The 18,723-nt window shown below is 72.2% G+C and carries 21 protein-coding genes; 9 read left to right on the top strand and 12 right to left on the bottom strand.

What is annotated here, in order from left to right; all coding sequences use genetic code 11:
• Positions 1-11 precede the first annotated feature (11 nt).
• On the top strand, positions 12-662 hold the full coding sequence (locus tag EW117_RS13235; protein WP_129787184.1) for a UdgX family uracil-DNA binding protein: 651 nt from the start codon (positions 12-14) through the stop codon (positions 660-662).
• A gap of 35 nt (positions 663-697) precedes the next feature.
• On the opposite strand, the gene EW117_RS13230 is transcribed toward EW117_RS13235, so the two are convergent.
• Both EW117_RS13230 and EW117_RS13225 read right to left on the bottom strand, forming a co-directional pair.
• Positions 698-1,888, bottom strand: coding sequence for a zinc-dependent alcohol dehydrogenase (locus tag EW117_RS13230; RefSeq protein ID WP_129787183.1), 1,191 nt, complete (start codon positions 1,886-1,888; stop codon positions 698-700).
• Between the two features lie 100 nt (positions 1,889-1,988).
• Entirely contained in the window at positions 1,989-2,657 is a 669-nt protein-coding gene (locus EW117_RS13225) for a GAP family protein (protein ID WP_129787182.1), read from the bottom strand.
• A gap of 328 nt (positions 2,658-2,985) precedes the next feature.
• Between EW117_RS13225 and EW117_RS29425 the strand changes: the two genes are divergently transcribed.
• The 6 genes from EW117_RS29425 to EW117_RS13200 all read left to right on the top strand — a co-directional run bounded on the left by EW117_RS29425 (position 2,986) and on the right by EW117_RS13200 (position 9,438).
• A complete protein-coding gene (locus EW117_RS29425) occupies positions 2,986-3,150 on the top strand; it encodes a hypothetical protein (protein ID WP_165362678.1) in 165 nt (54 codons plus the stop codon).
• Positions 3,151-3,339: 189 nt separating this feature from the next.
• On the top strand, positions 3,340-5,013 hold the full coding sequence (locus tag EW117_RS13220) for a SulP family inorganic anion transporter (protein ID WP_129787181.1): 1,674 nt from the start codon (positions 3,340-3,342) through the stop codon (positions 5,011-5,013).
• Positions 5,014-5,102: 89 nt separating this feature from the next.
• Positions 5,103-5,624, top strand: coding sequence for a DUF1269 domain-containing protein (locus EW117_RS13215; RefSeq protein WP_129787180.1), 522 nt, complete (start codon positions 5,103-5,105; stop codon positions 5,622-5,624).
• Positions 5,621-6,079 carry a DUF7144 family membrane protein gene (locus EW117_RS13210; RefSeq protein WP_242504272.1) on the top strand — a complete coding sequence of 153 codons (459 nt, stop codon included), beginning with the start codon at positions 5,621-5,623 and terminating at the stop codon, positions 6,077-6,079. The genes EW117_RS13215 and EW117_RS13210 overlap by 4 nt, the downstream gene beginning before the upstream one ends.
• 203 nt (positions 6,080-6,282) lie before the next feature.
• Positions 6,283-9,090 (top strand): LuxR C-terminal-related transcriptional regulator, encoded by a 2,808-nt coding sequence (locus EW117_RS30180; protein WP_129787179.1) that lies wholly within the window; start codon positions 6,283-6,285, stop codon positions 9,088-9,090.
• A gap of 111 nt (positions 9,091-9,201) precedes the next feature.
• Entirely contained in the window at positions 9,202-9,438 is a 237-nt protein-coding gene (locus tag EW117_RS13200) for a hypothetical protein (RefSeq protein WP_129787178.1), read from the top strand.
• Here the strand turns inward: EW117_RS13200 and EW117_RS13195 are convergent, their stop codons facing one another.
• The 10 genes from EW117_RS13195 to EW117_RS13150 form a co-directional block, all read right to left on the bottom strand.
• Positions 9,439-9,684: a RidA family protein gene (locus tag EW117_RS13195; RefSeq protein WP_277986464.1), complete on the bottom strand. Its 246-nt coding sequence runs from the start codon at positions 9,682-9,684 to the stop codon at positions 9,439-9,441.
• A gap of 303 nt (positions 9,685-9,987) precedes the next feature.
• Positions 9,988-10,365 carry a hypothetical protein gene (locus EW117_RS13190; protein ID WP_129787176.1) on the bottom strand — a complete coding sequence of 126 codons (378 nt, stop codon included), beginning with the start codon at positions 10,363-10,365 and terminating at the stop codon, positions 9,988-9,990.
• Positions 10,366-10,481: 116 nt separating this feature from the next.
• Complete coding sequence (locus EW117_RS13185; RefSeq protein WP_129787175.1) at positions 10,482-10,886, bottom strand: hypothetical protein; 405 nt, start codon at positions 10,884-10,886, stop codon at positions 10,482-10,484.
• 127 nt (positions 10,887-11,013) lie between these two features.
• A complete protein-coding gene (locus EW117_RS13180) occupies positions 11,014-11,352 on the bottom strand; it encodes an SHOCT domain-containing protein (protein ID WP_242504271.1) in 339 nt (112 codons plus the stop codon).
• Positions 11,353-11,395: 43 nt separating this feature from the next.
• On the bottom strand, positions 11,396-11,836 hold the full coding sequence (locus EW117_RS13175) for a DUF6325 family protein (protein ID WP_129787174.1): 441 nt from the start codon (positions 11,834-11,836) through the stop codon (positions 11,396-11,398).
• Positions 11,837-11,877: 41 nt separating this feature from the next.
• Entirely contained in the window at positions 11,878-12,069 is a 192-nt protein-coding gene (locus EW117_RS13170; RefSeq protein ID WP_129787173.1) for a hypothetical protein, read from the bottom strand.
• A gap of 325 nt (positions 12,070-12,394) precedes the next feature.
• Positions 12,395-13,771 carry a hypothetical protein gene (locus EW117_RS13165; RefSeq protein WP_129787172.1) on the bottom strand — a complete coding sequence of 459 codons (1,377 nt, stop codon included), beginning with the start codon at positions 13,769-13,771 and terminating at the stop codon, positions 12,395-12,397.
• A 114-nt stretch (positions 13,772-13,885) separates the two neighbouring features.
• Entirely contained in the window at positions 13,886-14,260 is a 375-nt protein-coding gene (locus EW117_RS13160; RefSeq protein ID WP_129787171.1) for an SHOCT domain-containing protein, read from the bottom strand.
• 253 nt (positions 14,261-14,513) lie between these two features.
• Entirely contained in the window at positions 14,514-15,797 is a 1,284-nt protein-coding gene (locus tag EW117_RS13155; RefSeq protein WP_129787170.1) for an ABC transporter permease, read from the bottom strand.
• Positions 15,794-16,507 (bottom strand): ABC transporter ATP-binding protein, encoded by a 714-nt coding sequence (locus EW117_RS13150; protein WP_129787169.1) that lies wholly within the window; start codon positions 16,505-16,507, stop codon positions 15,794-15,796. The genes EW117_RS13155 and EW117_RS13150 overlap by 4 nt, the downstream gene beginning before the upstream one ends.
• A 217-nt stretch (positions 16,508-16,724) precedes the next feature.
• Here EW117_RS13150 and EW117_RS13145 point away from each other — a divergent pair, with 217 nt between their 5' ends.
• On the top strand, positions 16,725-17,987 hold the full coding sequence (locus EW117_RS13145) for a sensor histidine kinase (protein ID WP_165362677.1): 1,263 nt from the start codon (positions 16,725-16,727) through the stop codon (positions 17,985-17,987).
• Positions 17,984-18,652: a response regulator transcription factor gene (locus tag EW117_RS13140; RefSeq protein WP_129787167.1), complete on the top strand. Its 669-nt coding sequence runs from the start codon at positions 17,984-17,986 to the stop codon at positions 18,650-18,652. The genes EW117_RS13145 and EW117_RS13140 overlap by 4 nt, the downstream gene beginning before the upstream one ends.
• The last annotated feature ends 71 nt before the right edge of the window (positions 18,653-18,723 follow it).

The following is an 18,723-nucleotide window of genomic DNA, read 5'->3' as shown; positions in this document are numbered from 1 at the left end:
GAGGTGCAGCCGTGCCGCACGCTCGAACTGCCGAATCCAAACCCGCCCGACCCGGCGCCGAGGAGTGGGTACCCGCGAGCGCCGACGTCGCTCAGCTCGCCCAGGCGGTGCACGACTGCCGCGGCTGCGAGCTGTGGGGCCCGGCGACGCAGGCGGTCTTCTCGTCCGGGCCGGACGACGCCACGGTCATGCTGGTCGGCGAGCAGCCGGGCGACCGTGAGGACCGGGAGGGTGAGCCGTTCGTCGGCCCCGCGGGGCGGGTCCTGGCCGACGCCCTGCACGCCGCCGGCCTGGACGCCGAGCAGGTGTACGTGACCAACGCGGTCAAGCACTTCCGGTTCACGGAGCGGGGCAAGCAGCGGCTGCACAAGAAGCCGGACGTCGCGCACATCCGTGCGTGCGGGCCGTGGCTGGAGGCGGAGCTGACCGCGGTGCGGCCGCGGGTGGTGGTCGCGCTCGGGGCCACGGCGGCGCGGGCGCTGCTGGGGCGCGAGGTCCGGATCGGCGCGGAGCGCGGGCAGCTGCTCGACGGCGAGACGCATGACGTGGTGGTCACCACGCACCCGTCGTCGCTGCTGCGGCTGCGGGACCGCTCGGAGTTCGGCGAGAAGTTCGGTGCGCTGGTCGCGGACCTCCGGACGGCCGCGGAGGCCGCGGGCTGACGGCGCCGGCGCGCACCACCCGCCGGCCAGACGCCTCAGGCCGCCGGGTCGAGCACCACCTTGACGCAGCCGTCGTCCTTGCGCTGGAACATCGCGTAGGCCTCGGCGGCGCGGCTCAGCGGCCAGCGGTGGGTCCTCAGGTCGAGCACACCGAGCGGGTCGGCGGGGTCGGCGACGAGCCGCAGCAGGTCGTCGGTCCAGCGTCGCACGTTGGCCTGCCCCTGCCGGATCGTCACCTGCTTGTCGAACAGGCGCAGCATCGGCAGCGGGTCCCGCACGCCTCCGTAGACGCCCGAGAGGGAGATGGTGCCGCCGCGACGCACCAGGTCGATGGCCATGTACAGGGCGGCGAGCCGGTCGACACCGGCCCGCTCGGTCAGCGGCCGCCCCACGGCGTCGGGCAGCACGCCCACTGCCTTCTGCATGGTCTCGGCGACCGGCGAGCCGTGGGCCTCCATGCCGACGGCGTCGATCACCGCGTCCGGGCCGCGCCCCTCGGTGAGGTCCCGGACGGCGCCGACGACGTCCTGCTCCCTGGAGTCGAGGACGGTCGCGCCGTGCCTCGCGGCCATCGCGAGCCGCTCCGGCACCAGGTCGACGCCGATCACGAGACCTGCCCCGCGGTGGGTGGCCACCCGGGCCGCCAGCTGGCCGATCGGGCCGAGGCCGAGCACGACGACGGACCCGCCGTCGGGCACCTGCGCGTACTCGACCGCCTGCCATGCGGTGGGCAGCACGTCCGAGAGGTACAAATACCGTTCGTCGGGCTCACCGTCGTCCGGCACGACGACAGGGCCGTACTGTGCCTGCGGAACCCGCAGGTACTCCGCCTGGCCGCCCGGCACCTGCCCGTACAGCTTGGTGTAGCCGAACAGCGCCGCCCCGCTGCCCTCGCCGGTGACCTGGGTGGTCTCGCACTGCGACTGCAGCCCGCGCGTACACATCCAGCACCGGCCGCACGCGATCCCGAACGGGACCACCACACGGTCGCCGACGCGCAGGTCGCCCGCCTGGGGGCCGACCTCCTCGACCACGCCCATGGCCTCGTGCCCGAGCACGTCCCCGGCGTCGAGGAATGCCCCCAGCACACCGTAGAGGTGCAGGTCGGAGCCGCAGATCGCCGTCGAGGTCACGCGGACTATCGCGTCGTTCGGCTCCTCGATCCGCGGGTCGGGAACCGTCTCGACGCTGACGTTCTCCCGGCCCTGCCACGTGAGTGCTCTCATCGTCCGCTCCTCGTACCGTCGTGGGACGCCGTGTCGTCGGCCCCTCCACGCTGGCACCGCCCGGCCCCACTTGCATCCTTGCCGGTCACGCCCGGTCCCGTCAGAGCACGGAGACCCCGTCCCCGAGCATCTTCGTGCCGAGGACCAGCAGCAGGACGGCCATGATCGCCGTGTTGTTGCGGACCATCCACGACCTCAGCTCGTCGAGGATGGCCGCCGCCCGCGCGCCCATCACGAAGTAGATGACGACAGGGGCGACGACGCCCGCGCTGGCCACCACCGCGAACACGAGCGCGGCGACGGTCGCCGCGCTGGTGTCCCCGGGGGCCGCCGCGGCGATCGCCGCACCCCCGGACACAACCAGGAGCAGGTTCTTCGGGTTGACCGCGCCGAGCAGCACGGCGAGCCCGGCGGACCGCGCCGGCGTGAACCCCTCGATGGCCGCCATCCACTTGGGCGCAGGCGGCTCGGCGTCGCCCCGCGGCCGGTCGCGCCACTGGCGGACGCCGAGGAGCAGGAGCAGGGCACCGAGGATGATCTTCAGCCAGCCCGTCCAGGCGGCCGGCTCGTCGTCGGGCGAGGCGGAGCCTGCGAGCAGCGCGACGACGGTGACGAGGGCGAGGACCGCCAGGAACCAGCCGGCGACGAACGCCAGCGCGTTGGCGCGTGCCCGCCCGCTGACGAGCATCAGCACCACCGCGACGATCGGCAAGGGGCTGACGAGCACGCCCACCGCCACGGGCAGGGACTGACCGATCGCTGCGCCCATGGCGACGACCTCCATCCGGGACGAGTTCGACCAGGCGTGCGCCAGACGTACCGGTCCGACCAGCCGTGGAGCCGAACCTAGGCGCGGAAGACGGAGGCGGCGTCACCCGAACAGGGTGACCCGCCCGGGCGGACGGCTGCCGACGATGAGGGCGTGGGCCGGGACGCCTCGCGGACCGGTCACCGGCCCGTCGCCAACCAGACCGAGCAGATGAGGTGGAGAACATGGCGGAGCAGTTCAACGGCCGTATCGAGCTGGACGTGCGGGACTCGGTCCCCGACCGGGCGCACCAACAGGGTGGGCGACGGCGCTCGGCGGCGCGGCGCTGGTGCTCTCCGGCGTCGGCCGGTTCTGGGCCGACGCCGCCGGGGAGCTGTGGCGCCCCGAGTCCCCGACGGGCGTCGCCCTGGTCCTCACGCTTTGGCTGGTCCTCGGGATCGTAGGCCGCACCGTCCAGAAGCGAGGCCAGAACCCGGCCCCCACCTCCGCCTAGCAGGGCAGGCGAGTACCTGGATGACGCCGTGCGTCGTGGACGCCAGCCGGTGCGCCCACCCCGGCGTCTGGTCGCCCGCTCCCTCCGGCCGCGGGGCCGGCCGCGTCACCCCTTCCGGGTGACCTGCGCGACCGGCCCCGCGCCTACGGACGGCGCTGATCAGCCGTGCACCTCGGAGAGGAACCGCCCGTGGCCAGATTCCTCGCCCCGTCCTTCTCGGGGTTCCAACGCTCCTGGGTACGCCCCGACATCGTCGCGGGCCTCGCCGTCTGGGCGGTCCTGGTCCCCGAGTCCCTCGCCTACGCCACCATCGCCGGCGTCCCGCCCGTCGTCGGCCTGTACGCGGCGGTGCCCGCCCTCGCGCTCTACGCGATCGCGGGCACGTCCCGCCAGCTCGTCGTCTCGCCCATGTCGGCGACGGCAGCGCTCTCGGCGGGCATCGTCGCGAGCGTCGCGGGCGCCGACGGCGACCCCGTGGCCCTGACCACGGCACTCGCGCTGGCGACCGGGATCGTCGCGATCCTCGCGGGCCTGCTGCGCCTCGGCTTCCTCGCCGCGTTCATCTCCGAGCCGGTCCTCAAGGGCTTCATCATCGGGCTGGCCCTGACCATCATGATCGGCCAGGTCCCCGACCTCATCGGGGTCGAGGGTGGCCACGGCAGCTTCTTCGAGAAGACGTGGGCCCTGCTGGGCCAGCTCGGCGACATCGACCCGCTCACCATCACGGTCGGCCTGGCGAGCCTGGCCGCGCTCGTCCTCGTGCGCCGCACCATGCCGTTCCTGCCCGGGTCGCTGGTCGTGGTGCTCCTGGCGATCGGCGCCACCATCCTGCTCGGCCTGGGCGACCGCGGGCTCGCCGTCGTCGGCCACATCGACGCCGGGCTCCCGCAGGTCGGGGTCCCCGACGTGACCGCCCCGCAGTTCGCGGAGCTCCTGGGCGGCGCCGTGGGCCTGATGCTCATCGGCTTCGCCGAGGGCCTCGGCGCCGCCAAGACCTACGCCGCGCGCTGGGGGTACGGCGTCGACCCGAACCGCGAGCTCATCGGCCTCGGGGTGTCGAACCTCGGCTCCGGGTTCCTCTCCGGGATGGTCGTCAACGGCAGCCTGTCGAAGACCGCGGTGAACGCGAGCGCCGGCGCCCGCTCCGAGATCTCGGCCCTGACCGCGGCCGCCCTGACGGTGCTCACGCTGCTCTTCCTGACCGGCGTCTTCGACCAGCTCCCGCTGGCGACGCTGGCCGCCGTGGTCGTGGCCGCCGTCGTCGAGCTGATCGACGTCCGTGCGCTCCGCCGCCTGTGGCACGTCCGGACGGGGCGCCTGGCGCACGTCTACCAGGTCACCGCCCGGGCCGACTTCATGGCCGCGGGCGCCGCCCTGCTGGGGGTGCTGATCTTCGACACCCTGCCCGGGCTCGTCATCGGCATCGCCGTATCGCTGATCCTGCTGCTCGCCCGGACCTCGCGCCCCCGGATCACCGTCCTGGCGCCCGTCGGCGACGAGCCGGGCCGGCCCTGGGTCGACGCCGAGCGCAACCCGGGCTACCAGGCCGTGCCCGGCGTGCTTGCGGTCCGCGTCGAGGGCCCGCTCATGTTCGCGAACGCCGAGTACGTGCGGGCCGGCGTCCGGGAGCTCGCGGAGCACGCCCCCGGCCTGCGGCTCGTCGTCCTGGACGGTCGCGCGACGCCGTCGATCGACGTGACGGCCGCCGCGATGCTCGTCCAGCTGCGCTCCGACCTGCAGCGGGACGGCTCCGACCTGGCGCTCGCCGAGGGCATCGGCCAGGTGCGCGACGTCCTGGCGCGGGTCGGGGCGCAGGGCGAGCCTCCGCTGTTCACGACGCTCGACGACGCCGTCCAGAGCTGAGCAGGTTCACCGGGAACGGGTGAGGCCCGCGGGCCGCCCGGACGCTGAGGTAGCAGGGTCAGGCCATTCCATCCTGAAGGGAGCCTCCCATGGCTCAGTCAACCCTGACCGTCTGGAAGTTCAGGAGCGCGGACGGCGCGGAGACCGCATCGACGACCATCCAGCAGCTCGCCCGGGAGAACCTCATCACGATCCACGACGTGGCGACTGTGCGGTGGGACGAGGGCGCGAAGAAGCCCAAGACCCGCCAGCTCACCTCGACGACCGGCGCCGGGGCCCTCGGCGGCTCCTTCTGGGGGATGCTCTTCGGGCTCCTGTTCTTCGTCCCGCTGCTCGGCGCGGCCATCGGCGCCGCCACCGGCGCGCTGAGCGGCGCGCTCACGGACGTCGGGATCGACGACGGCTTCATCAATCGCGTCCGGGACGAGATCACGCCCGGGACCTCGGCACTGTTCGTCATGTCGTCGGACGCGGTGGTGGACAAGATCCACGACGCCTTCGCCGGCCAGGAGCCGCCCGAGCTGATCTTCACCAACCTCAACGCCGAGCAGGAGGCCGCGCTCCGCGAGGTCTTCAGCGAGGACGAGCCGCTTCAGGCGGAACGGTCATGAGCGGCACGCACTCGTCCGGGTCCGATCCCTACCCGGGCATGACCCCCGTCGCCAACTACGGCCCGCCGTCCTCACTGGCTCTGACCACCTCGGGGTTCGCGGGGACCATGCTCATCATGGTGGCGCTGTTCCAGATCCTCCAGGGGATCGCCGCCGTCGCGCAGGACACGGTGTACCTGACCGGCGTCGAGTACGTCTATCAGCTCGACGTGACGAGCTGGGGGTGGATCCACGTCGCCGTCGGCGCGATCGCGCTCGCCACGGGAATCGGTGTCCTTGCCGCCCAGTCCTGGGCCTATATGGTCGGAATTGTTCTCGCCGTCATCGCGAGCATCACGAACTTTGCATTTCTGCCCTACTACCCCATATGGAGCACGATAGTTCTTGCCTTCAACGTCGCCGTGATCTGGGCGCTGTGCACTCTCCTCGCACAAGACGATCCGCGCTCATCGTAAGGGCTGGGTGAAACCCCGTTGTGCCCAGGCGGCAACGCGAATATGCATGCATCATTGCCCTGTAAGCGCGTTACCGGACCATTGATGCAAAGTATTGCAGTCCGGAAAGGCGCGATATCAGGTCTGCGACGTTCTTTCGTCGCCGGCCCGGCGGTTGGGGGGGCGGCCGCCACTTCACCTTTCGAGTGGAGGACGCCGCCCGTATGCACACCAGACAGAGCACCGTCGCCATCAGCCCCGGAACCAGTGCGCCACGCGTCCCCCGACAAGCATTCGCACCCGGCACGCCGCACCGCCGTCGTACGTCTGTCGGCGACGTTCCCCCGCCGCCGCTCCCGCGGATCTACGTCCCGCGCCCGCGCCTGTGGCAGCGGCTCGACGAGGCGGTCGAGGGCTCCGTCACCCTCGTGGTCGCCCCAACGGGGGCCGGCAAGACGATGGGGGTCGACGGATGGCTGCGGCACACCGCGTCGCAGCGTGCCGAGGACGCCGTCTGGATCCAGGGCGACGGCACGTGGACGCCGGACGGCCTCCGCGCCGTCCTCGACCTCCGCGCGCCCGGCGCACCGCCACCCCTGGTCGTGGTCGACGACGCCCACCTGCTCCCGGCCGCCACCCTGCGCCACATCGACGAGCGGCTCAACACGGCGCCGGACTCCATGCGGATCCTCCTGCTGAGCCGCTGGGCCCTGCCGCTGACCCGGCTGATCCCGGAGCTCCTGGGCAACTTCACGTTCCTGCGGGGCGACCTGCTGCGACTGGACGACGCCGAGTGCGCGTCACTCGTCTCCCGGCACGCCAGGACCGACGACCCCCAGGTGATCGACGCGGTGACCAGGCACGCCGCCGGCTGGTGTGCCGCGGCGGTCCTCGCCGCACGGGCACTGAGCGCGGCGCCCGACCCAGCGGCCGCCGCCCGCCTGCTCGCCCAGGACACCGCGCCGATCGCGGCACGGGTGGCGGGCGAGGTCTTCACCACGCTCACCCCACGCCAGCGCCACCTCCTGCTGTGCATCGCCGGCGAGCTCCTGGTCGGCGTCTCGACCGCGGCCCACCTGTCCCACGACCAGCATGCGGGAGAGATCCTCGGGGAGCTGGAGGACACCGGCCTGCTCGTGCTGCGCGAGGACCTGCAGGAGTACGCGGCGAACGACGTGGCGCGTCCCCGCACCCACACGAGCGACGCCCCGGAAGCCGAGCGCACGTCGGGCCCAGCGGACCCGGACTCGCCGGCCACCGGCGGCTTCCGGGTCCACCCGCTGCTGGTCGAGGTGGTCCGGCAGCGGCTCGCCGAGGGCGGCGTCGACGCGGCTCGCGCCCGCTCCACGGTCATCCGGGCGGTCGGCCTCGACGTGGCGCGCGGCAACCTGTCGGACGCGTTCGCCCGGCTCGTCCGGGTCGGCGCGCCCGCCGAGGCCGCCGACGTCCTGGCCCGCGACGGCGTGCGCCTGGTGCTCAACCAGTGCGAGCGCGACGAGGTGGGCGAGTTCGTCCGGGCCGAGCCCGAGGTCGTCGACAACCGTCCGGACATCTGGTTCGCGATCGCCCTCGACTGCTGGATGCGCGACGACGTCGAAGGGGCACGCCACTGGGGCGACCGGCTGCTGGACGCGCGGCGACGGTGGTCGCAATCGTGGCTCCCCGGCGGCATGGACGGGCTCGACGCGACGATCGCCTGCGTCCGGCTGTGGCGCGTGGCGCTGGGGCTCGAGCCGGCGTACGCCGCCGTCGGCCACGCCAAGCGCGTGGTGGTGGCCTCGCAGACGCGACCTGCCGTGCGGGAGGCGAACGCCGAGGTCCTGCCCGTGCTGGTGAACGAGCTGGGCGTCGCGCAGAACTGGCTCGGGGAGCTCACCGAGGCCGAGACCAGCCTGACCCTCGCCGTGAGCCTGTCGCACAGCCAGGGGCTGCCGACCCTCGGCATGTGCGCCCTGAGCCACCTCGCCTTCACCCAGTACATGCGCGGGCGCGAGAGCGCGTGCATCGAGCTCGCCACCGAGGTCCTCGTCGCCGCCGGCGCCCCCGGCGCGCGGCAGCTGCGCTTCGTCGCGGCGCGGGCGAGCCTCGCGCAGCTGCTCGCCCGCCTGCTCGACGTCCCCGCGCCGTCGGACACCACGATGGGGCACATCTCGGCGCAGCGATACCACAGCGGCGACCTCTGCACGCGCTTCTGGTTCCGCATCTGGGATGCCCGCCAGGAGGTGATCGCCGGCAACGTGGGCGGAGCTCAGCGCATCCTCTCCGGCCCGGGCGAGTGCCTGCGGCTCACGGACAACCAGCTCCCGGAGCACCTGCGGGTCGTCCTGCTGGTCGAGCGCGCGTTCGTCGCCGCGCTGGCGAGCGACCGCGAGACGCTCAAGTCGCTGCACGACACGCTCGAGCTGCTCGGCGCCGTGGGCGAGTCGGCGCTCGTGCTGGGGCTGCGCGCCGACCGGGACGGCGACCGGCGGGTGGCAGTTGCAGCATTCGAAGCCGCCTCGGCCGACGCCACCTACTCGCAGCCGCCCACCCGCGCGCTCGCGCTGGCCTGCGAGGCCCAGCTGCTCGACGCCATGGGCGACCCGTCGGGCTCGCAGCAGCGCCTGGCGGAGGCCATTGCCGTGACCGAGGCTCGCCGGAACTCCGGGCCCTTCCTCGGCTGGGCGCGCCAGGGCACCCCCATCGAGACGCTGCTCCGACGGCTCGCCAACAGTCCCGCCACCGCGTGGCTGCACGACCTCGCGACGACGGCCGCCGGCCGTCCGGACGTCACGGCCCTCTACGCGTCGATGACCGCGACCCCGCGCGAGCTCGACGAGGTCAGCCGCGCCCTGGTCCCGCCGGCCCTGAGCCCGCGCGAGCGCGAGGTCCTCAACGAGCTGGCCCGCGGCGCCACCTACGCCGACATCGCCGCCGCGCTGTTCGTCTCCGAGAACACCGTCAAGACGCACGTGTCGAGCCTGTACACGAAGCTGGCGGCGTCGCGCCGGAGCGAGGCGCTGAAGATCGCGCGGAGCTTCCACCTGCTCTGACGCCGGGCACAAACCGGCCATCCCTACACACTGCACGCGACACGCCGAACATGGCGTGCAGTGTGTAGGGGTCATTCCCTTCTGGGCTGTTCTCCTGCTTGGCTGACCGGTGTGGATGCGACCTCAGCACTTCCTCGCGGTGCGCAAGCGGAGCCGGCAACCCCGTACGGCTTCACCAGCTCCGACGACGGAAACGAGATCCTCGACGACAGCGGTGAGGTCGTCGCCGTCGTAGGCCAGGAGTACCAGTTCGGTGGCGGCGAGTACGCGCTCGACGACGAGGTGTGGTCGGACGGACCGCGCGTCAGTTCCTTGTGGCTGACCGGAGCGATCAGCGAGCGGCGCTGATCAGAGCGCAGCCGGGTCGTCGACCTTGGCCGCGATGGCCTCCACCTCGATCAGCCAATGCGGCTCCAGGAGCTGCTGGACCACTACCGTCCTGCACGCTCGATGGTCGCCGAGGTGCTCCCTGAGGATGTCCACGTTCTCCGGGTCGTGCGCGGCGGACGTGAGGAAGAACCGAAGCGAGACGAGGTCGTCGTAGTCCATGCCGGCCCCGGACAGCACGGTGCCGAGGTGCCGAGGTGCCGCCAGATCAGCCTGGCCTGCCCGCCGAAGTCCGATGGCATGGTCGTCCCATCGGGCTCGTACCCGTTGAGGCCGCTGATATACAGGGTTCGAGCATTGGCCGGAACCTCGACGGAGTGGGCGTAGCCGGCGTACGGCGGAAACACGCCCGAGGGATTACGTGCCACGATCTCGGTCATCGTTGAGCCTTTCACGTCGTATCCGTCATGGGGGCCGTGCGGCATCAGGCAACGTACGCCCCGGTGACCGACTCTGTCCGTTCGTTTTTCTCCTCGGCGACCAGCCAGCTGACTCGCGCGAGACGGAGCATCAGATGATCTTCGGGAACGCGATCAGGAATCCCACCCCCACCACCAGCAGCACGCCCGCGCCCGCCAGGATCGTCCAGGACTTGCGCTCCGACCCGAACCGGTTGGAGAGCGCGCCGAAGAACAGCACCAGCGCAAAGAGAACCGTGAGCAGCGTGTAGTTGTCACCACGCCGGTTGTCGGCCAGCGCGTCAGCGAAGTAGCCGTCGGCGCGGGCGTCCGCCTCCTGAGCCTCGACCTCGCCCGGCGGCACGTAGCTGTTCATCGCGAACGGGCTGCGCGGCGCGTCCGGGTTCTTGAGCGGACGCGTCGCGATCCACTCCTCGAAGGCAGGTGCGAAGTGGTCCGTGAACCGCTCGCGGGCGAACTCCTCCAGCACGCGGTTGTTCTCCGACGTCGCCTCGCTTCTCTTCCGTCATCACCATCCACCGGCCTCACTGGAGTCATCGATCGGAGTCACCGATCGGAGTCACCGATCACGCCGCGGTCCGGCCCTCAGCAGCCGAGATCGTCCGCCAGCGCGTCGCGCGCCTCCTGGACCTCCGCGGCCTCGTCCCGGAGCGAGTCGACGGCGTCGGAGACCGACGTGTCCCCGCTGATGTCGTCGATGGAGTCCTGGAGGCCGTCCCACGCGTCGTCGAGCGCCTGGCCACGGTCCTGCGCGACGTCGTCCGCCGCGGCGTCGAGCTCTCGCCAGGCCGCGCGGACCTCGTCGCGCGCCGCCATGACCTCGTCGACCGTGGCGTCGAGCGTCAGTGTCGAGTCGAAGTCGTCCAGCGCGACGGTGAGCTGCTCGGCCGCGCCGCACGCCTGCTCGGTGTTCTGCTCCGGCGTCCCGCTGGAGCACGCGGCCGTCGACAGGACCATCAGCCCGACCAGCACACCTGTTGTCCGCCTCATGTGCACACCCTTCCGTCCGTGATGCGGGCCGCCCCGAGGGCCCGTGCCTGCACGGTCCCTCGGGAACCCCAGCTCGTGATCACCCGCCTCGGGTGATTCCGGTGCCCGACGGCGCCCGCGGGTCCAGTCAGCCCAACAGCTTGGCCTTGGCCGCCGCGAACTCGGCGTCGGTGAGCACGCCCTTGCCGCGCAGCTCGCCGAGCTGGGCGAGCTGCGAGAGCAGCGCGTCGTTCGCACCGACCGCGGGTGCGGGGGCCGCCGGTGCGGCCGGCTGCGGCGGAACAGACGGCGGGGACGGCGCCTGCTGCGCCGCTTCGTACTGCTGAGCCTCGTACTGCTGCCGGGCGCGGTTCGCCTGGCGCCGGCTGACCGCCCCGGCGGTCGCCTGGGCCGTGCCGGCGATCACCGCCGTGCGTGCGGCGGTGCCCAGCAGGCCAGGCCTGCCCATGCGTCGTAAGGGGGCCATGTTCTTGCTCCGTTCGGTGAAATGGGTGCGGACGGGGTGACGATCAGCCCGGAGTACCCGCGGCGGTCCCGGCCAGATCGGCGATCTCGTTGACGGTCGCGGCGGGGACCCGCTCGTGCAGGATCACGTCGGCGTCCGCGTCGGCGACCGCCGACACGAACTGACGAGACCAGGTGTGCTCGATCGCCAGGACGAGCACCGAGGTGCCCGGGTTCACCGCCGCGGCGATCTCGCGCAGGTCCTCGTCGCCGGTGAGCCCGGACGCCGGGAGCTCGATGGTGACGAGGTCCACCTCGTCCCCGAGCTCGTGCGCCTCCAGGACGGCGATCTCGCCGTCGTCCCCGCGCCGGACGACGGCGAGATCCAGCAGGGTGACCGCGTCTCCTCCCGCGACGTCGAGCACTGCGCGGGCGACGGCGGGCGGGATGCGGGGAGCGTCGAAGGCGAGGGCGACGAGCTCGACGGGGCCGAACATCGATGACATGGGATCCTCCTGGGGCTATGTAGTTGGAAGAGGCCGCGGGGTCAGTCGGACCGGCCCCGGAGGCGTGCGGCGCCGCGGGAGAGCAGTCCTCCGGCGAGCGTCAGGAAGAGTGCGGCGGCAAGGATCGTGCCGATCGAACCGGCACCGGTGACCGGCAGGGCGCCCGAGTCCGGCGGCGGAGCTTCCCCGTACGGCGGGGCGCCCGGATCGGGCGGAACCTCGAACTCCCGCACCGGGGTGATCCCTCGCAGCCCTCGGGCATCTCAGGGACCGCGGCGAGGGCGCGCGTGGGCGTGACCGCGTCGCAGTTCGACGCCGGAGGCCCGGTGACCACGTTGGCCAGCTCGCCGTCGTCGGCCGCCGCGTCCTCGGCGGACGTCGCGACGTTCCCCTCGATGTTCGAGATCGTGCAGGTCGTGGCGAGCTCGTGCGGGCCGATGCTGCGCGTGTTCGTCCGGGTCGCCGTGATCCCGATGTCGTCACGCCAGATGACGAAGGATTGTTCGGCGTGTCGGCCACGGTGTCTCCTTCGAGTTGGTGGTTCTCGTACGGGCCGGCTCAGGACGGGTCGTCCCGGGCGGCGGACATGGGCCGGGCCAGCAGCTCGACCAGCGCGATGAGCAGGCCCGCGCCGATCGCGACGCCGACGACGAGGCCGGGTGTCGGCGTCGCCGCGAGCAGCAGGACCAGGGCCGCGAGCGCGACGACCGCCGCGCGGACGAAGCCGCGGTACCGGGCGAGCCACACACCGACCGGGCCGGTGGTCACGCCACGCCCCTCGGCCCACGCCCGTGCGGTGCCGAAACCCCTGCCGATACCAGCCCGCAGGCCGCGCGCCGACGCGCTGGACCCGCCGAGGTAGGCCGCGAGCGCCACGACCAGGCCGAGCACGCCGACAGTGCGCAGCGTGGCGCGCAGGAACGTGACCACCTGATCGAAGACTGCCTGGGCGGCATCCAGCCGCATGACGGTCCCGCTGAGCGCGTCGAGGTACAGGCCGCGGGCGATCGCGAGACCGAGGGCCAGCACGAGCATCGCCGCCGCCAGCGCGAGGCCGGCCACGACCAGGGCGCGCAGGTGGTGCGTCGCGGCAATGACGCCGGCGCCCAGCAGGATCAGCACGATCCACGGGAGCCAGGTCCCCAGCGCGACGACCTGGGCGTACCTGTTGCGGATCTCGAGGAGCTGGGAGGTCTCCATGACCATGAACGTCGCGTCGATGGTGGGCAGGTTGGCCGCGAGCCCGAAACCGCGCTCGTCGAGGCGGTCCTTGAGCAGCTCGATCATGCCCGCGAGCTGGATGGTGAGCTGCCCGTCCTGGCCCACCTGGACGACGTCGCCCTCGTCCCCGCGCATGACGTCGACGAGCTGCTCGTGCGCGACCCGGTTGGCCTGTTGCCAGGCGGAGGCGAACTCGTCGCTGGTCACGACGCGGTCGGCCGTCCGGCGGATGAAGGACTCGACCCCGCTGGTCAGGGGTGCCTCCAGCGCAGGCAGCGCGGCCGCGACCCGCGGCGCGACGTCCCGCTCGTCGAGCCCGCCGGCAACGGCGTCGAGCAGCGACCCGACGTCGATCTGCGCCATGACGGCCTGCGTCAGGCCGCCGGACAGCGCGGACCGCACCGTCGGGTCCTCCGCGAGCGGGCCCACCGTCGCGACGTAGCGGTCGGTGTCGGTGAGGGTGCGCTCGGCCCAGGCCGCGACGACGGCGACGGGCGCGAGCAGGGCACCGAGGAGGATCAGGATCACGGCGGCCGCGGTCCGCGAGCGGTGCCGTGCGGGCCGGCCGGGCCGCCCGCCGGCGGCCGCACCCGGCGCGGGACCCGCCTCGTCGAGCCGGCGGCGCAGCTCCGCGTTCTCCCGCTCCAGGGCGGCGAGCCGAACGGCGGCGTCGGGCGGACCGACGTCGTGCCCCGCCCCGGCCGCCTCGCTCATAGCGTCCCTGCCCCTCCGTGCCCGCCGGGCGCGTGGCCTGGCTGTCCGTCCTCCATGCTCGGCCGGCCGGTCCGGACGGGGCTTCCCCCGGAACGGGTGAGTTGGCCCGGCCGGTCAGACCAGCGCCTTCGCCTTGAGCCGTTCGAACTCCGCCGGTGCGATCGTGCCGGCGTCGAGGAGCGCCTTCGCGCTCGCGATCTGGTCGGCCGGCGATGCGCCGGCGACCTCGCGGATGTAGCTCTCGGTGTCGCGACGCGCTTCGACCACCGCCTCACCCTGTCGCTGCGCCATCCCCCGGCCCTGCGCGATGAGGTAGACGAGAGCGGTGAGCACCGGCAGGAAGATGAGGAGGAAGATCCACAGCGCCTTCCACCATCCGGAGAGCTGCTTGTCGCGGAAGAGGTCCGCGACCACCTGGAACAGCACCATGAGGTAAGCCACGAAGAAGAAGCTGTAGACCATCAGCCAGAAGAAGTCCCAGAAGTCCATGATTCGTCCTGTTCTCGAATTCCTCCATGAGGCTCGACCCTCGATGTGCCGGTGAGCACGGACCGAGATCCCGAAAGTAAGCGCGCCCCGCGCGCGCTGCCTCGTAGGAATCGGGTGAACCGGACGCGCCGAACCGCAACTTACGTGTCGGCTTCGGCGTCGAGCCGAAAGACGGACGTCCGGCTCAGGCCCGATCGACACGTAAGTTGCGGTTCGGCGGGCGGTGTTCGGATGAACGCCCAGCCCGAACCGGCTACTCGTAGCGGAGGGACGAGATCGGGTCCTGGCGCGCCGCGCGCAGTGCGGGCAGCGTGCCGGCGACGAACGCGATGGCCATCACGCTCAGCACCACCGTCGCGACGCTCACCGGATCGAATGCGATGAGCGTCAGCCCCGGCAGGTCGGCCAGGAGGTCCCCGGACACACCGTTCACGAGCTGCCCGACGCCGATCGCGCCGAGCACGCCCACCGCGCTCCCGACCAGACCGATGACCACCGCCTCGATGCTGAACAGGGAGAAGACGCGTCCGCTCGACAGGCCCATGGCCTTCATCAGCCCGACCTCGCGCGTGCGTTCCTGGACCGCCATGAAGAGCGTGTTGACGATCCCGATGCCCGCGGCGATCAGCGCGATCACCGCGAACCCGTTCAGCACGAGCACTATGCCGTCGATGACCGCGGTGAGCGTGCCGAGCTGGTCCTCCAGGGTGCTGGCGGTGTAGCCGGCGTCCTCCAGCCGGTCCTTCAGGGCCTGGGCCGCGTCCTCGCCACCGGCGGGGTCGAACGAGACGGACGCCTGCGCGTAGCGGGTGGTCTCCGCCTCGGGCGCCCCCGAGGTCTGCAGGTCGTAGAGCGTGGTGGTGAGGACGTCGTTCGGGATCGCGCCGCCCATCGTGATCACCGCGGGCTCGGCGACGCCGACGATCGTCGCGTCGGTGGTCACCTGCTCCCCGGTGGCGTCCGTGACGGCCAGCGCGACGGTCTGCCCGACGGCGTCGGCGGCGGAACCCAGCTCCAGCGGCTCGAGGTAGGTCTCGGGCAGCACCAGCTCGGGGTCGGCGGCGTCGAGGTCCACCTGGCTGCCGGACGCCAGCTCGACCCGCATCCCGGGGACGAACTCGGCGACGGACAGCTGGTACTTCGTCCCGTCGTCGTGCTGGACGTAGTCGACCATGACGCTCTTGGCGGGATCGACGCTCAGCACGCCGTCGACGTCGGCGATGGTGTCGATGTCGTCGTCGGTCAGGGCGGTGGTCGTGGACCCGGGCGGGCCGTCGGCCTCGATCTGGTTGGGGTCGTACTCGGCCGGGCCGTCGTCGGTGGGCGCCTCCTCGTTCGTCTTGGTGACGGTCAGGACGTCGTCGACCCCGACGGAGGCCACCGTGTCGTCGAGGTACTGGTTGACGCCGGTACCCAGGCCGTTCGTCAGGGACAGCGTGAAGGCGCCGATGAAGATGGCCAGGACCGTCAGGCTGGTGCGCAGCCGGGACCGGAAGGCGTTGCGGAAGGCGGTGCCTACGACGTCGACGATCTTCATGCCGCCACCTCCTCGCGCACGGCGAGGAGGCCGTCGCGGATGTACACGCTGCGGTCGCACCGGGACGCCAGGTCCTCGTCATGCGTGACGACCACCAGGTTGATGCCCTGGCGGCGGTTCAGGTCGAAGAGGATGTCCTCCACGACGGCGCCCGTGGCCGTGTCCAGGTTGCCGGTCGGCTCGTCGGCGAAGATCACGCGCGGCTGGTTGATCAGCGCCCGCGCGATCACGACGCGCTGCTTCTGCCCGCCGGACAGGTCGTTGGCCTTGTTGCCGGCCTTGTCGTCCAGCTCGAGCTGCGTCAGCGCCGCCATCCCGCGGGCGTGGCGCTCGCGGCGCGAGACCCCGGCGATCTTCAGTGGGAGCGTGACGTTGTCGAGCACGCTCGCCTGGGCATTGAGGAAGAACTGCTGGAAGACGAACCCGAAGGTGCTGTTGCGGGTCTGGTTGAGCTGCTTGGCCGAGAGCCGGGAGGTGTCCTTCCCGTCCAGGGTGATGGTCCCCGAGGTGGGCCGGTCGAGCAGGGCGAGCAGGTGCATCAGGGTCGACTTGCCCGAGCCGCTCTTGCCGATGATCGCTATGGACTCGCCCTCGGCGATGTCCAGGTCCAGGCCCTTGAGCGCCTCGAAGGCGTTCGAGCCGGACCCGTAGGTCTTGTGCAGGTTGCTGACGGAGAGCAGTGGGGAAGCCACGTCGGCCGCCTCTCTCATGGTGCCGGAGATGTTGACGTGACCAACCCTCCGCCGCGGACGCCCTTCACGAATCGCCCTGACGATGACTCTTGTGTACCGCCGTGGTAGTACTCCCCGATACCCCCTGGGCGGGACGCGCGTACCCGCCGGGTACGGGATGCTTGGCACGGCGCGGCCGCCGGACGGCGCAACCGGCGGACGGCGGAACCGGCCGACGGCGGACAGGGGGGACGAGATGCGACGGAGCAACGAGATGCAGCTCGGCCACACCCACCGGATTCCCGCGTGGGCCGGTCACGCCGCGGCATCCGTCGCGGTGCTGCTGACGAGCCCGCTCCCGACCGAGGAATCCACGCTGCCGGAGTGGCGGGCCGACGTCTTCGCCATCGCGCTGGTGGCGGCCGCGCTGCTCCTGCTGCGCCGCCGGCGCCCCGTCCTGACCGTCGCGGCCACGGTGGCCGTGGTCTGGCTCAGCGTGCCGATCGGCCTGTTCAACCCCGGTGTGGTGCTCGCTGCGGCGATCGCGACGTTCACGGCGAGCGGCGCGCTGCCCCGCCGGCGCGCGCTGTGGCTGGTGCTCGGCGCCGGCGTCCTCGTGAGCTCCGCGGGCGCCGTCGCGATCGGCCGCGGGTCCATGCAGTTCCTGCTCCTCGTCCTGCTCTTCGGCGCGCTCGGCGACCTGATCCGGGTGCAGCGCGAGCAGTTCCAGGCGATCACCGAACGCGCCGAGCGCGCCGAGGCGACACGGGAGGCCGTGGCCAACCAGCGCGTCGCGGAGGACCGGCTGACCATCGCCCGCGACCTGCACGACGCCGTCGCCCACCAGATAGCCGTCATCAATCTGCATGCCGGCGTCGCCGGTTCGGCGCTGCGCGATCGGCCGGACGACGCCGAGCACTCGCTGGCCGTCATCCGCCAGGCCTCGCGGACCGTGCTCACCCAGATCGGCGACCTGCTCGCCACGCTGCGCGACCGCAGCTCGCCGGGCACCGGGCCGCTCGGTCTGGCCCAGCTCGACGACATCCTGCGGCAGTTCCGCGGGCACGGGCTCGACGTCACGGTGCGCCGGCTCGGCGACGCGCGCGAGCTGCCGCCCGCGGTCGACGTCGTCGCGCTGCGGGTCATCCAGGAGGCGCTGACCAACGCCCACAAGCACGGCGTCGACCACCGGGCGCACGTGGTGATCGAGTACCTGCCGGACCGGCTGCACCTCACGGTGGTCAATCCGGTCCCCGCGCAGTCCGTCCCCGCGCAGTCCGTTCCAGCCCATCCCGGCCCCGCCCGTCCCGGCCCGACGGCGGACGGCGCCGACGTCGCCCCCACCGGAGCCGGCAACGGCCTGATCGGAGTACGCGAGCGCGTCGAGTCCGTGCGGGGCACGCTTCGCCACGGCCGGGCGGGGGTGAGCTCCTGGGAGCTCGACGTCGACCTGCCCGCACCGGCAACGGCACCCCCCACCGCAAGCGCAACCCCGACCGCACCAGGAAGCCGCTCATGATCTCCGTCCTCATCGCGGACGACCAGGCCCTCATCCGCTCGGCGATCGCCGACCTCATCACGCACAGCGAGGGCCTGACCATCGCCGGCGAGGCGGCCGATGGGCACCAGGCGATAGCGCTCGCCCGCGAGCGCCGTCCGGACCTCGTCCTGATGGACATCCGCATGCCGGGCATGGACGGCATCGCGGCGACCCGGGAGATCTGTGCCGACCCGGACCTGGCGGCGGTCCGGGTCCTGGTGCTGACGACGTTCGAGGAGGACGAGTACATCGTCGGCGCGCTGCGGGCCGGCGCGAGCGGGTTCATCGGCAAGGGGGCGGAGCGGGACGACATCGCCGCGGCGATCCGGGCGGTCCACCGGGGCGACGCGCTCCTGTCCCCCGTCGCCACCCGGACCCTCATCGACCGGTACGTGCACTCGACCCGCCTGCACACGACGGAGCCGCCGCGAGCGCTGCACGACCTGACCGAGCGCGAGTCGGAGGTGCTGGCACTCGTCGGCACGGGCCGCTCCAACGGCGACATCGCGGAGCTGCTGGCCATCTCGCCGCACACCGCCAAGACCCACGTCAACCGCGTCATGACCAAGCTGAACGCCCACGACCGCGCGCAGCTCGTCATCGCCGCGTACGAGAACGGGCTGGTCGAGCCGAGCGGTCGCTGACGACGGCGACCGACCGGCAGGCCGCTGACCTGCGCAGGCACTTCTGCGACACCATGTGACGTCAAACTGGT

Source organism: Promicromonospora panici, assembly GCF_900608595.1.
GTDB classification, from domain to species: Bacteria; Actinomycetota; Actinomycetes; order Actinomycetales; family Cellulomonadaceae; genus Promicromonospora; species Promicromonospora panici.
Note: the sequence above shows the minus strand (reverse complement) of the source record. Positions and strands in the feature narration are given on the sequence as shown.